Source organism: Methanobacteriaceae archaeon (assembly GCA_029219465.1).
GTDB lineage: Archaea > Methanobacteriota > Methanobacteria > Methanobacteriales > Methanobacteriaceae > Methanocatella.
Genome location: JAQXTL010000004.1, coordinates 419,365 through 432,152, shown reverse-complemented (window position 1 = coordinate 432,152; position 12,788 = coordinate 419,365). Strand labels below are relative to the sequence as shown.

Annotated in this window: 16 protein-coding genes, 3 tRNA genes and 1 other RNA gene; 14 read left to right on the top strand and 6 right to left on the bottom strand. The window is 31.9% G+C overall.

The window, feature by feature from the left end; translation table 11 throughout:
* Positions 1-53 precede the first annotated feature (53 nt).
* Positions 54-1,238 (top strand): TIGR00375 family protein, encoded by a 1,185-nt coding sequence (locus PUD86_03890; GenBank protein MDD6776413.1) that lies wholly within the window; start codon positions 54-56, stop codon positions 1,236-1,238.
* 5 nt (positions 1,239-1,243) lie between these two features.
* Here the strand turns inward: PUD86_03890 and PUD86_03885 are convergent.
* From PUD86_03885 to PUD86_03875, 3 genes are all read right to left on the bottom strand, one after another.
* Positions 1,244-1,317 (bottom strand) — tRNA-Arg (locus PUD86_03885).
* Between the two features lie 59 nt (positions 1,318-1,376).
* Positions 1,377-1,450, bottom strand: a tRNA-Arg gene (locus PUD86_03880).
* A 91-nt stretch (positions 1,451-1,541) separates the two neighbouring features.
* Entirely contained in the window at positions 1,542-2,045 is a 504-nt protein-coding gene (locus PUD86_03875) for an endoglucanase (protein MDD6776412.1), read from the bottom strand.
* Between the two features lie 162 nt (positions 2,046-2,207).
* Between PUD86_03875 and frhA the strand changes: the two genes are divergently transcribed.
* The 4 genes from frhA to frhB are packed head-to-tail and all read left to right on the top strand — an operon-like array spanning position 2,208 to position 5,704.
* Entirely contained in the window at positions 2,208-3,422 is a 1,215-nt protein-coding gene (frhA, locus tag PUD86_03870) for a coenzyme F420 hydrogenase subunit alpha (GenBank protein ID MDD6776411.1), read from the top strand.
* A gap of 16 nt (positions 3,423-3,438) precedes the next feature.
* Positions 3,439-4,008 carry a coenzyme F420-reducing hydrogenase, FrhD protein gene (frhD, locus tag PUD86_03865; GenBank protein ID MDD6776410.1) on the top strand — a complete coding sequence of 190 codons (570 nt, stop codon included), beginning with the start codon at positions 3,439-3,441 and terminating at the stop codon, positions 4,006-4,008.
* A complete protein-coding gene (frhG, locus tag PUD86_03860; GenBank protein MDD6776409.1) occupies positions 4,008-4,841 on the top strand; it encodes a coenzyme F420 hydrogenase subunit gamma in 834 nt (277 codons plus the stop codon). Before frhD ends, frhG begins: the two co-directional genes overlap by 1 nt.
* An 11-nt stretch (positions 4,842-4,852) precedes the next feature.
* The gene (gene frhB / locus PUD86_03855) at positions 4,853-5,704 is read left to right on the top strand and encodes a coenzyme F420 hydrogenase subunit beta (GenBank protein MDD6776408.1); all 852 of its coding nucleotides are present in this window, start codon (positions 4,853-4,855) and stop codon (positions 5,702-5,704) included.
* A 65-nt stretch (positions 5,705-5,769) separates the two neighbouring features.
* Here the strand turns inward: frhB and map are convergent, their stop codons facing one another.
* Positions 5,770-6,687: a type II methionyl aminopeptidase gene (gene map, locus PUD86_03850; GenBank protein ID MDD6776407.1), complete on the bottom strand. Its 918-nt coding sequence runs from the start codon at positions 6,685-6,687 to the stop codon at positions 5,770-5,772.
* A 102-nt stretch (positions 6,688-6,789) separates the two neighbouring features.
* Here map and PUD86_03845 point away from each other — a divergent pair, with 102 nt between their 5' ends.
* The 4 genes from PUD86_03845 (at position 6,790) to rnpB (ending at position 8,235) form a co-directional block, all read left to right on the top strand.
* Positions 6,790-7,200 carry a hypothetical protein gene (locus PUD86_03845; GenBank protein MDD6776406.1) on the top strand — a complete coding sequence of 137 codons (411 nt, stop codon included), beginning with the start codon at positions 6,790-6,792 and terminating at the stop codon, positions 7,198-7,200.
* An 8-nt stretch (positions 7,201-7,208) separates the two neighbouring features.
* Positions 7,209-7,739: a hypothetical protein gene (locus tag PUD86_03840; protein ID MDD6776405.1), complete on the top strand. Its 531-nt coding sequence runs from the start codon at positions 7,209-7,211 to the stop codon at positions 7,737-7,739.
* A gap of 112 nt (positions 7,740-7,851) precedes the next feature.
* Positions 7,852-7,926: transfer RNA gene (locus PUD86_03835), tRNA-Met, on the top strand.
* Positions 7,927-7,954: 28 nt separating this feature from the next.
* Positions 7,955-8,235, top strand: an RNA gene (rnpB, locus tag PUD86_03830) — RNase P RNA component.
* A 104-nt stretch (positions 8,236-8,339) separates the two neighbouring features.
* Here rnpB and queF read toward each other — a convergent pair.
* A complete protein-coding gene (queF, locus tag PUD86_03825) occupies positions 8,340-8,729 on the bottom strand; it encodes a preQ(1) synthase (GenBank protein ID MDD6776404.1) in 390 nt (129 codons plus the stop codon).
* A 136-nt stretch (positions 8,730-8,865) separates the two neighbouring features.
* On the opposite strand from queF, the gene PUD86_03820 reads away from it, so the two are divergent.
* Genes PUD86_03820 through PUD86_03800 form a run of 5 tightly spaced genes read left to right on the top strand, consistent with a single transcriptional unit; the run spans position 8,866 to position 11,943 of the window.
* Complete coding sequence (locus tag PUD86_03820) at positions 8,866-10,473, top strand: hypothetical protein (GenBank protein ID MDD6776403.1); 1,608 nt, start codon at positions 8,866-8,868, stop codon at positions 10,471-10,473.
* A complete protein-coding gene (locus PUD86_03815) occupies positions 10,415-10,828 on the top strand; it encodes a hypothetical protein (GenBank protein MDD6776402.1) in 414 nt (137 codons plus the stop codon). Before PUD86_03820 ends, PUD86_03815 begins: the two co-directional genes overlap by 59 nt.
* Before the next feature lie 21 nt (positions 10,829-10,849).
* The gene (locus PUD86_03810) at positions 10,850-10,984 is read left to right on the top strand and encodes a hypothetical protein (GenBank protein MDD6776401.1); all 135 of its coding nucleotides are present in this window, start codon (positions 10,850-10,852) and stop codon (positions 10,982-10,984) included.
* A 57-nt stretch (positions 10,985-11,041) separates the two neighbouring features.
* Positions 11,042-11,611 (top strand): YdeI/OmpD-associated family protein, encoded by a 570-nt coding sequence (locus tag PUD86_03805; protein ID MDD6776400.1) that lies wholly within the window; start codon positions 11,042-11,044, stop codon positions 11,609-11,611.
* Entirely contained in the window at positions 11,608-11,943 is a 336-nt protein-coding gene (locus tag PUD86_03800; protein MDD6776399.1) for a hypothetical protein, read from the top strand. The genes PUD86_03805 and PUD86_03800 overlap by 4 nt, the downstream gene beginning before the upstream one ends.
* A gap of 5 nt (positions 11,944-11,948) precedes the next feature.
* Here the strand turns inward: PUD86_03800 and PUD86_03795 are convergent, their stop codons facing one another.
* Positions 11,949-12,752, bottom strand: coding sequence for a DUF1002 domain-containing protein (locus PUD86_03795; GenBank protein ID MDD6776398.1), 804 nt, complete (start codon positions 12,750-12,752; stop codon positions 11,949-11,951).
* Positions 12,753-12,788 lie beyond the last annotated feature (36 nt).

Sequence of the window (12,788 nt, the reverse complement as noted above, 5' to 3'; positions counted from 1 at the left end):
TTTTACTTGTTATCTTATAAAGATAAATATAATTTTAGTTATAACATTTAATTATGTTAGTAAATGCTGATTTTCATGTTCATAGCTGTTTTTCAATGGCATCTTCAAAAGATATGCTGATAAAAAATATGGCTCCAATGGCTAAAGTTAAAGGTTTAAACATTTTAGGAACTGGAGATGCTTTTCATCCTAAGTGGTTGGATATTATTGAGCAGAGTACTACTTATTCAGGTAATGGAATCTACAATAGGGATGATATGGATTTTGTTTTAACAACTGAAGTTGAAGCAAAAAACAGGATTCATCATTTAATAATTATTCCAGATATTGATATTGCAAGAGAATTATCTGAAAAACTACCTTCTAAAAATAAAACTGTTGATGGTAGACCAAAAACTAACTTGTCTGGTGTTGAACTTTTGGAGATGGTTCGTGAATATGATTGTTTAATTGGTCCTGCTCATGCATTTACTCCATGGACTGGAATGTACAAATCATTTGACAGCATTTACGATTGCTATGAAAAGAAGGTTGATTTTGTAGAATTAGGTTTATCTGCTGATACTTTCATGGCAGATAAAATTTCTGAACTTAAAGATTTTGCATTTCTCACTAATTCTGATGCTCATTCTCCATGGCCACATAGGTTAGGTAGGGAGTTTAATCAAATTAGTCTTAAAGATATTTCATTTGATTCAATAAAACATGCTTTTAAACATAACACTATTAATGCAAATTATGGGTTGGTCCCAAACCTTGGAAAGTATCACATGACTGCATGTACTAAATGCTACAAATTAGTTGATCCTGCAATTGCAAAGGAAAATAAGATGAAATGTGAGTGTGGTGCAAGGATTAAAAAAGGTGTTGATTTTAGAATATCTGAACTTGCAAGCTATGATGAGCCTATTCATCCAAGTTTTAGACCAAAATATATTCATTTAATGCCTCTAGCTGAAATAATAGCTCAGGTTTATGATAAAGGAGTTACTACAAAAACTGTTCAAAACAAATGGCAAAAACTTATCGATTCTTTTGGAAGCGAAATAGATGTTTTGATTAATGTTGATTTAAAAGATATTGAAAAGGTTGACATAAACACTGCTCATGCAATTAAGCTATTTAGAAATGCAGAAATTGACGTTACTCCTGGTGGTGGTGGAAAATATGGTCAGATTTCTTTTGAAAAGCCTGAAAAAGAAGTTAAGCCTAATATTGTTACTTTAGATAATTTCTAAAATAACGGACTTGGAGGGATTTGAACCCTCGATCTTAAGATTAGGAGTCTTACGCCCTTCCAGACTAGGCTACAAGCCCAATTATAAAAATTAATTTTTAAAGGAAAATATTTTAGTAAAAAAAGAGAATATTGAGAGCGGACCCGCCGGGATTTGAACCCGGGGTCTTCGGATTAGAAGTCCGACGCCCTATCCAGCTAGGCTACGGGCCCTCATATACAACAATAATATTTATTGTGTTCTTATTATATATAGTTAACTATTTTTTTTATAAATAAAAAGTAAAAAAAGGATATTTTAAATTTATCCTCTTCCAGTTTGACCAGTTTGGTCGTTTACACTGATTGTATCTACTACGTTACCATCTGCATCGATAACGTTAAAGTACCAGTATCCTCCGGAGTAATATCCACTTCCGATTGAACAGCTTGGTTCTTCAATAGCACTTGCTGCAATACTTTGAGCTTCGGAGTATGATAATTGAGTACTACTTGGTGTGTCACCGCCTCCGGATCCACCACCGCCAGATCCACTACCTGATCCTGAACCACTTCCAGAACCTGAGGAACTAGTTCCAGATCCAGAACCACTGGAGTATCTTGTATCATCATTACCTGATCCAGATCCTCCATCTACGGCAGTTGCGTTAAGGGTAGTGTTATTTCCTAGTCCATTTCCAGTTTTTCCAGACATACTGGATAAGTCAGAAAATATTGGATTGTCACTATTTGTAATTCCATATGCTGCAACTGCTGCTGCAACACATAACACTATAATGATTGAAATAATTATGTTTGATTTATCCAATTGTTTCCCTCCTTTCGAAATTGAATGTTCTTTTTAATAATATAGATTAGTAACTTATATCTTATATATATTTCTATATTAAATTTTTAGAAGTAGTTATTATATTTAGATAATACATATAATTATTGTTAGTTTCTAATTTCTATAATTGAGGTGACAATTTTGAAAGATAGAGTAGTTATATCTCCTACCACTCGTCAAGAAGGACATGCCGAATTAGTCATGGAAGTTGACGATCAGGGGATAGTTACAAAAGGTATGTATTTAAGTATAACTCCTGTAAGGGGTTTAGAAAAAATGGTTCTTGACAAAGCTCCAGAATCTGCACCTGTTTTATGTCAAAGAATTTGTGGTGTTTGTCCAATTCCTCACACTTTGGCTTCAGCAGAAGCAATTGATATGGCATTGGGAATCGAAATTCCTAAAACAGCTAAATTGTTAAGAAAAGCTACTTTAGCAGCACACAACATTAACAGTGCAGCTATACACCATTTTTTAGTCGCACCGGACTTTGTACCGGATAATTTATTCACTACTGCAGTTGACAGTGTAAGTGAAATCAGAAAAACAGTACAATATGTTGTAGACATGATTGCTGGTGAAGGTATCCACCCATCTGATGTAAGAGTTGGAGGAATGGCTAGAAACATTACTCCTTTCACTAAAGAAAGATTAATGGAAAGAATGACTGCACTCAGACCAAAACTCGAAGAACACATTGAATTAATCAAAAACTGTGTTGTTGAAAAAGGTTTACCTGATGATTTAGGTGTAGTAAACAGACCATTATTAGCAACAGATGTAACTTATGGTACCAACGATTTCGATATGGATGCATTTTCCGAAGTTTTACCTGAAGCATGGTATGATGACCCTGAAATCGGTAAAAAAGCTTGTTCCGTTATTCCATTAATTAACGGAGAAAATGTTGAAACTGGTCCTAGAGCAAGAATGGAAAAATTCGCTGGATTTAAAGGAAAAGGGGTAAATGCTCAACACGTTGCTCGTGCTGACGAAATGTTAGTAAACTACGACGCATGTATGGAAGCATTAGATGCAATTGATCCTGCTGCTCCAGCTAATGTAAGTTATGATAAAAGAGGAACTGGAGAACTTGGTTTTGGTGTAATTGAAGGTCCTAGAGGAACCAACGTACACATGGCTAAAGTTGTTGACGGAAGAACTAGATTCTACTCTGCTATTGTACCAACTACATGGAATATTCCAACCATGGGACCTGCTATTGAAGGTTTCCATCATGAGTATGGACCACATGTTATCAGAGCATATGACCCTTGTTTATCATGTGCTACTCACGTAATGGTTGTTGATGATGAAGATAAATCCATTCTCAAAAATGAAATGGTGAGAATATAAATCGCGGAGGATAAAAATGCCTTATGATTCAGATATAATTGTTATTGGATGCGGAAATATCTTATTTAAAGATGATGGATACGGTCCAATTGTTATTAATCTCTTACAAAAATATTTTGAAGATAAAAATGACTATTATGATCCAGCAGTCACTGCTTATGTTGAAGATGAATTTGACAAAGATATTGTAAATCAAATCAAAGAAAAATTTGAAGATGTGACTTTGCCAGAGAGTGTTCAATTCATTGATGGTGGAACTGCAGCTCCTATGAATTTCTTCCCGTTATACAAAGAATATAATTGGAAAAAATTAATTGTAATTGATGTTGTAGAATCCGATGATGAACCTGGAACCATTGGAATATTTGACCCTAATGTTATGCAGGTGGGTAAATATGACAATCCTCATGGAATGACCGTTGAAGAACCACTTCAAAAAATCGCTGAGAAATGTGAAGTTGTTATTGTAGGTTGTAAACCTGAATCTATTCCAATACCAGATGTTGATGTTGGTTTGTCTGAATCAGTTGAAAAGGCTATTCCTGAAGCTATTGATATTATTTTAAAAGAAATCGGGGTAAAATAATGTTAGATAAAATTAAAAAAATGTTCGGTGGTTCATCTAGTCCTGCTCCTAAAGTAGAGAAAAAAGAAGCAGCTCCTGTTGAAACCAAAACTGAAGAAAAACCTAAATCTGCTCCATCAAAACCACGTATCGGTTACATACACTTAAGTGGTTGTACTGGAGACGTAATGTCTTTAACTGAAAATTATGATATCTTATCCACTGTTTTAACTGACATGGTAGATATTGTATACGGACAAACTTTGGTAGATAAATGGGTTCACGGAACTTACGCTGAAGAAATGCCTGAAATGGATTTATGTTTAATTGAAGGTTCTGTATGTTTACAAGATGAACACAGTGTACAAGAACTCTTAGAAGCAAGGAAAAAATCTGGATTAATTGCTGCATTCGGATCTTGTGCTATTACTGGTTGTTTTACTACCTACGCACGTGGTGGACAACAAGCACAACCTAAACACGAATCTTTCTTACCTATTAATTCATTAGTTAAAGTAGATGTAGCACTTCCTGGTTGTCCTGTAGCTCCTGAAATGATTGCAAAAACCGTTGTAGCATTATGTAATGGTGACTTAGATTACTTAAAACCTGCAATGGATTGGGCTGCATGTGATAAAGGATGTGGATGTGACGTATTAACCAACATTGTCCGCCAAGGATTATGTACTGGTTGTGGAACCTGTGCTCTTGCTTGTCCAACTAGAGCAATGGACTTCTCAGAAGGTAGACCAAGCTGTGATAAAGACAGATGTGTCAAATGTGGATCTTGTTATATGATGTGTCCAAGGTCATGGTTACCTGAAGGAAGAATCAAAAAGGAAACAGGACTTTAGGAGGAATGAATATGTCATTAGGTACTTATAAAGAAGCAATCTCAGCAAGAGCTACTGATAAAAAAATCCAAGATGTGTCACAAGACGGTGGAATCGTATCCGCATTACTCTGTTACGCACTTGATGAAGGAATTATTGAAGGTGCAGTTGTAGCTGGAACTCCTGACGACGATTGGAGACCTGTTCCTACTGTAGTTACTTCTTCTGATGAAGTAATCGCAGCAGCTGGAACCAAATATTCAATGTCTCCTACTTTATCTGTTTTAAAAGAAGCAACCCGTCAATACGGTCTTGAAAAATTAGGAGTAGTTGCAACTCCATGTCAAACACAAGGTTTAAGAAAAGCACAAGCTTATCCATTTACCAGATTTGTCGCTGATAAAGTAAAATTAATCATCGGTATCTACTGTATGGAAAACTTCCCAATGGCTTCTCTTGACACCTTTGCTACTGCAAAATTAGGATTTGACAGCTTAACTGATGCTACTAAAATGGACATCGGAAAAGGTAAATTCTGGTTAACCAAAGACGGCGAAGACAATGGTTTAGCTATTAAAGAAACTCACGGTTACGAACAAGCTGGATGTAACATTTGTAATGATTATGTTGCTGAATGGGCTGATGTATCTACCGGTTCTGTAGGATCTCCTGACGGATGGTCTACTGTTTTAACCAGAACTGAAGATGGTAACAGTGTATTTAAAGCTGCAGTTTCTTCTGGTTTAATTGAAACAAAACCAATGGACGAAGTAAAACCTGGTCTTCCTTTACTTGAAAAATTAGCTAAAGGTAAAAAAGACAAAAACAACGCAGAACGTGAAAGAAGAGCAAAAATGGGAGTTAAAGTCCCTACTATTTATTAAATCTTCTTTCTTTTTTTCTTTTTTTTTAAAAATAAAAATAGTTGAAGAAAATAAATTTTCTTCGTTTAAATTGTTGTAACAGTACAACCTTCTTTTTCAATAATAACTGTATGTTCTTTTTGACTTACAAAACAGTTTTCTTTTTCACGAAGTGGAGCATAAGGATAAATAGCCATTGCTTCTGCTAACTGTTTAAGTGCAATTGAGCCTTTTCTTTCTCCAAACTCATCAGTAATCCATCTTCCAGAAAATGGAACCTGTTTGTGGTTGTGCTGGATATGTTTTAAAACTCTTTGTGTACTTTTCATTCTAAACGGTTTATTTGCTATGTAAGAGAAAATGTAATGGCCAGGAGCATCATTAACGATACCTTCACCGTTTGTTGCAAATGGTTCAATTGCAATAGCTTGTCCTTCTTCTAAAACATAGCTGTCATGATTATCATAGTTTGGAATTGAAATTCCTGCATGTAAATTGTATTTTTCTAAGCTGTGGCCGGTTAAATTGAAAATTGGATTTAAATTGTACTCTGCTATTGCTTCATGAACTGCAGCACCGATTTTTGAAACTTCTATTCCTGCTCTTGCAGTAGCTATTGCAGCTTCAAGACCTGCAGCAGATGCTTCTTTAATTTCTTCGTGTAAATTAATTTCATCTTGAGTGTAGTTTTCATCAATATTTCCACTAGCTATTACTGTAACTGCTGAGTCTGCAATACATCCATCAACCATTGCTCCCAAATCGAGTTTAACCATGTCTCCTGCTTTAAATGCAGTTTTATCATCTGCAGGTGAGGTATAATGAGCAGCAATTTCATTTATAGAAACATTACATGGAAATGCAATTTCAGCACCAGTTTTTAATATTTCACTTTCTACATAGTTTACAAGGTCAATAACTAATGCTCCATCGCTAATCATCTTTGAAGCTTCACTACGTATGTCTGAAACAATTTTTCCAGCTTTAATATAAGATTCAATCATGTTTTTTTCCTTCTTGGTATTTAAATAATTAATTATATAATAAATAAGATTTATATTTATATTTATATTAGTTACTCTATAAATATAATTGGAGGTTAAAAAATGAACGCTGTTCCAGTAATTCCAGATCAAATTTTTTATTTGATTGTTTTGGTAATTGTTGCTGCTGTTCTAATTATCATTGTTTACTTATGGAAAAAAGTTGCTCAATCAAGAAACTCAGTTTTAATCTTGGAAAGAGAAATTGAGCTTAAGAAAATGTCTATGGTAGAAAAAGACATTGAATCCAAAAGATTAATGGATAACCCAATTCCATTACCTAAAGAGCAACAAGACAGTCTTTCAGCTATTAGACAATCCACTACTGAAGTAAGAAGTAATGTTGGTTATCTTCATTCTGAAATTAATGAAAGATTAGCAAGACTTGAAGCTGAAACTGAACAAAGAAAATTAGAAAAAATGCTTAAAGAAATTGAAGCAAAAGAGAAAAAACTTCGCAAAATGAATAAGTAGGTGGTAAAATGGATGCAATTGAAGTTATTGCAATTTTGATTTTAATTATTGCAATTTGTATTTTGGTTTATTATTATTTATTAAACAGCCCTTCCACTGTTGAAAGATTACAAAAAATCGTTCCAGACAGCGCTGATGCTCATATGGATGAAATTTTGGGAAAACATAAGAATAAATCTGAATATGATTTAGCTAAAAAGGATGATTCTGAAGATGAAGAAGAATCTGAATCCATGAGTAAAAAAATTAAAATCAAATTAAGTGATATTGATAGTTCTTCTATTAACACTAGTGCTTTTTCCCAAAAACTTGATGCATTTTTAGACCAAAAAAGTGATCAATTAATTAAAGACTGGTCTTTAGCTACTACATCTGATTTAGACGACCTTCAAACTAAATTCGATGAAACTGCTAATAATGTTGATGAATTGGAAAAAAGTTTCAAAGAGTTTAAACATTCTTCTGCTGAGTTCCAGAAAGTCACTGAAGAAAGATTAGATGATTTGGATAAAAGAATTGAATCTTTAGAAAATAAATAATTTATTTTTTTTAGATTTTTTTATTTTCTTTGATTTTAATTATTTTTCCGAAAACTTTATATACTATATTTGTCATATAATATAGTGTAACATATATTATTTTTGTTTGTATAGCAGGGTGGGGTAGTCTGGTGATCCCGCGGGGCTCATAACCCCGAGATCCCTAGTTCAAATCTAGGCCCTGCTACTATTATATAATTAATTATTTTTTCATGGCAAGTTAAAGACAGCTGCTGGTTTTTATTAACTAAGGAAACTCCGCCCATCATACAAGACTATGGCGTTGAAAAACGTATGCTGAGAAGCATGACCCTGGAGCAGAAACGATACGTCTTTTAATGGTAGACTATGATATTTAATTGAGGACATTAAAAGAATAGGTGAAACGGCCATTCCATAGGATGCAAGAGCAAAGTTGCCGATAATCTCTTGAGTAGGCAAGGTAGCACGCTAAGATGAATGCTGTAAAACAGAAGGTGGGTTACTCTTAACAGGCCATGAAATTAATTAATTAAAATTACTTATCTAATTGTTCAAATCTTCTTTTTATTACGAATTCTTCATATTTTGTCCCATGTTTTGCATAGTTTGCAAAAGGCATTATGGATATTCTCCACGGGGCATAAAATTTCCTTTTACTTCAATATATTTTGGATCTAGGATTTCAATTAAATCATTCATAATTATGTTTGTACAGTCTTCATGAAAAGCACCGTACTGTCTAAAACTAAATAAATACAGTTTTAATGATTTACTTTCTAAAATTTTCCCATTTGGGATATAATTGATGACTATGCTTCCAAAATCTGGTTGGCCGGTTACAGGACATAGGCTTGTAAATTCTGGACAATTAAAGGTTACTACATAATCATTTTTCTTATTTTTGTCTTCAATTGTTTCTAAAAAATCAGGTGAATAGTCATAAGGATATATTGTCTCTTTACTGCCTAGATGTTTTAATTTTGGAATATTGTTGTTTTCTTTAACCATTAAAAACCTTATTTTTATTTGTGTTTAATATTTACATTTTATTTTTTTATTAATTTAATTTTTGATTAATTAAAAATTTAGGTATGCCAAAATTTATATACTAAGTGCAACATATATGATGCTGGAGATAAATTAAATGAATTATTTTAGGTTAAATATTTTTTTATTAATTGCATTCCTGTTTCTTTTTTTAGGAGTGTGCTGTGCAAGTGCTGCAGATTTGACTAATAGTAGTAAAATAGTTATAGATGAGTCAGTTGCAGTTCCGGGAAGTTTTGACGAATTAAATAGTGATATTCAGAATATTACTTCTGGAGGTCATTATACTGTTTCTAAAGATTATGTTTTTGATAATACTAAAGAAAAAGCATATAGGCCATCAATTGATATTAATGTAGATAATGTGACTATTGATGGAAATATGCACACAATAACCATTAAAAACTCAATTAAAGGTTATGGATTTTTCAATGTATTGGGTAATAATGTTACAATTAAAAATTTCAAATTTGTAAATGAAAAACCAGCTTCATTAAAATCTGGTATTTCTAATCCCGATATTTTAAGAATTATTAATGCAAATATGAAAAATCCTATTAATTGGGTTGGAAATAATGGGCACCTTTCTGATTATGTATTTGAAGGAAATAGTGCTTTTAATGGTGGTGTAATAAAGTGGTCTGGTTCAAATGGAATTATTGAATACAATAAATTCATAAACAACTTCGCATGGGGAGTTGGAGGTTCTATTTATTTAAGTAATGTAAATACTACAGTTAGAAACTGTTATTTTGTTAATTCTTCATCAAAATTAGGACAAGATGAGATTTATCTTGATAAAAATCACAAAAACATTAAAATTGAAGATTGTGGATTTGTATCTAAAGGACAATTTCATGTAATTGATGGAAATATTACTAAAATTGATACAAATAAGCTAGTTAATGTTGTATTTTCGAATATGGCAAATGAAACTGTTGATTTAGTACCTATGGTTTATAAAAGTATCATGTTAGGTGGAGTAAACTCTCTTGATAATAATATTTCATATTATGCAACTATTCACAAAAATGAATTTGTATTATCTACTTCAAAATATCTTGAAAATGGAATTACATACTTAAAAGATTATCATATTAAGAATGTAACTAATTTTAATGATGTTTTTACAAAATTGATTAATAATGATTATTCAAATTGTTATCAATTTATTGTAAATGTTACTGTGAATAATACTAAAGATTATGAAAATATTCTTAATAATAAATCATATCATTTTAAATCTGCTGAGGGTATCTTAAAAAAGGATATTGGTGCTTTAAATAAAATACAGTATACATCTGCTTTAAATATTAATTTTTTAAGACAGATGGAACTTAATTACATAAAACCTATTTCCCCTAATGATTTGGGTTTTGACTTAATCAATATTAATGGTCATAACTCAACAATTAAAGGTTCATTTAATAGTCGCAGTGAAGATCATTGGGCAAAAGTAGATCAAAGAATCTTTACTGCATCAAATTTAAATATTGAAGGATTTAACAGTGCAGTTATAAACAATGCTGGAAACTGTATATTCACTAATGTTACATTTAAGGATAATAAAATGGATTATTGGTTCCAAAAAGACTGGGGAGGAGCAATCCTTAACACTGGATCAGTCTTATGTAACAATTGTTCATTTGTTGGAAACTATGCTAAATGGTGGTGCAATATTCAGTCAGGGTATATTAATAACTAATAATTGTACTTTTTTAAACAATAATGCATATAGTAATGGATTGGATATATGTATTGGTGATGGTGGAATTTTAGTAATGGATAATAAAAATATCACCTCTGCTAATGCTACTGTTGCAGTTTGCTTTGCAAAAAGTTTAACTGGAACAGCATCTACCTGGATTAAGGTTGGTTCGTATGTAGCAAGTTTTGTTGTAGGATTTGGTATTGGTTATGTGACAGTAAATCCATATATTGGTATGGCTGCAGGTGCTGGTGTAGGTGCTTTAATTGGAAGTCTTGCATCATCATATATTATTTCAAAAACTTATGATGCAAACTTTAATAGGGTAAAACTATGTGCAATTTTAATTTGAGGATCTGCTGCTGCAGGTGCTTTGGGTGGACTTGCAGGTTCATATACTAAATACTCACTTGATATGGCTAACACTAGAACAGTAGATGCAAAACCTTATAATGGTCCGAATGATATGAATTCAGGTTATAACGGTCCTTTCAATGACTCATTTTAAATTCAACATATAATGTTGAATTTTTATTTTCTTTTTTTTTAAATGGAGATAAAAATAATGACTAAAGTCTATGAAAATGTTTTAAATTGTAAAAATAGTGATGAGTTTAGAAAATGGTTAGAATTAAATCATTTGACTCAAAAAGAATGTTGGGTTAAATGTAAGAGAGGAAAACCAAAGGATAACTCTGTTTTTTATTATATTGATGCTGTTTATACTGCTTTGTCATTTGGATGGATTGATTCAACATATGGTCTTGTTGATGGAGTAAGAATGCAGAGGTTTTCTCCAAGACGTAAAAATAGTCATTGGAGTGAATTAAATAAAGAACGCTGCAGATGGTTAATTAAAAATAATTTAATGTCTGATGAAGGATTTAATAAACTTCCGGATTTAAATGAGAAATTTGTTATTGATGATGATATTTTAGATGTACTGAAAAGTGATGATGAAGTGTGGAAAAACTTTAATGAGTTTCCAGATTTATATAAAAGAATTAAAATCTCAAACATTCAAAAAGAAAGAAAAAAGGCAGATATATTTAGTAGAATGTTAAATAACTTTATTGAGAATACTAAAAAAGGAAAAATGCCTGGTAGTTGGAATGATTATGGGAGATTATTATGAATAAAATTACTTACAGTGATGTTGAGCAGTACAGCCATTTATTTTCTTTGGTTCCTTCATTTGTGATTAACAGTATGGCTAAAAGAAACTCAAATCTGGTTGCTAAATTCGACTCAACAATCAAATCTTATCTGGATAATTTAACTCATGATGAAAAAATTAAGCTTGATCTTATATTGTCAAGTGATGTGGACTATCTGCAAAGTGTAATGCAGGAAGCATATGAAAAAACAAATAAAAAACAATATAAAGTTTTAGCTAATCCAGATTATAGAAATTTCATCATTTTAAATCTCGATGAATTAAAAAAAATAATTAAAAAGGACATTTAGTCCTTTTAAGAGTTATCTATTGCATTGGACAATTCAGTTTGGTAATTGTCAATGTCTTCTTGAATATTTTGAAGTTGTTCTATACTATTTGCAAGTTCTTCAATATCACTGCTTGTAATGTTGATATTGTGTTGAATAGTATAATTGTTAATCAAGTCCACAATAGTTTGGTGGTCTGTAATATTTTCTTTTTTCACAACTTCTTTAATATCATCAACAAGTTTAGATAAATCATCCGCACTAACATTTGTATCGTTTACGATTTCTGCTTGTGTGTAGATTTCGTTGTTTGCTGCTTCTTTTACGGTTTCTGGAATTTTAACATCACTTGCTTCTTCATAGGAATTCATAATTCCTGCCAATGCTGATTCACCAGTTGCAGTAATTGGGCTGGTTACAAATATATGTCCTTTTGTAATTCCCACAGATTTTAATGCAGAGATATACATGTCACCGGTTATTGTTGTGATTTTTGATTTATCTACAGTGACCTTAAGATTTTCATTATCATTTAAATCAACTAATGCAGATGAAAATATTTGATTTGAATTATAATTTTTCCCAGTTATTGTACTTGAAATTTTATTTACTTCACTAGCAGTGATTATTTTTGAATTTACTCCTTTTAAATCAATGCCTGTTTGACTTTCAAAAAATGTATCAACAATATTTTTGTATTCAGCATTATTTTTTGTTGTTTCACCATAGGTTAATACAACTTGATTGTCATTAACTGAAAAACCTACTGGGATAAGCATTCCAATAATTATTATTGATAAAATAGCTATTATAATATTATTTTTATGCATCTTGTCACCTCTTTTATATTGGTACATTTTATTAGT

Coding starts and splice junctions, on each gene's coding strand:
- PUD86_03840 (MDD6776405.1), top strand. CDS start 7,209: ATGGATGCAATTGAAGTTATTGCAATTTTGATTTTAATTATTGCAATT.
- PUD86_03805 (MDD6776400.1), top strand. CDS start 11,042: ATGACTAAAGTCTATGAAAATGTTTTAAATTGTAAAAATAGTGATGAG.
- PUD86_03795 (MDD6776398.1), bottom strand. CDS start 12,752: ATGCATAAAAATAATATTATAATAGCTATTTTATCAATAATAATTATT.
- frhD (MDD6776410.1), top strand. CDS start 3,439: ATGCCTTATGATTCAGATATAATTGTTATTGGATGCGGAAATATCTTA.
- PUD86_03820 (MDD6776403.1), top strand. CDS start 8,866: ATGAATTATTTTAGGTTAAATATTTTTTTATTAATTGCATTCCTGTTT.
- PUD86_03890 (MDD6776413.1), top strand. CDS start 54: ATGTTAGTAAATGCTGATTTTCATGTTCATAGCTGTTTTTCAATGGCA.
- frhG (MDD6776409.1), top strand. CDS start 4,008: ATGTTAGATAAAATTAAAAAAATGTTCGGTGGTTCATCTAGTCCTGCT.
- PUD86_03845 (MDD6776406.1), top strand. CDS start 6,790: ATGAACGCTGTTCCAGTAATTCCAGATCAAATTTTTTATTTGATTGTT.
- map (MDD6776407.1), bottom strand. CDS start 6,687: ATGATTGAATCTTATATTAAAGCTGGAAAAATTGTTTCAGACATACGT.
- queF (MDD6776404.1), bottom strand. CDS start 8,729: ATGGTTAAAGAAAACAACAATATTCCAAAATTAAAACATCTAGGCAGT.
- PUD86_03800 (MDD6776399.1), top strand. CDS start 11,608: ATGAATAAAATTACTTACAGTGATGTTGAGCAGTACAGCCATTTATTT.
- frhB (MDD6776408.1), top strand. CDS start 4,853: ATGTCATTAGGTACTTATAAAGAAGCAATCTCAGCAAGAGCTACTGAT.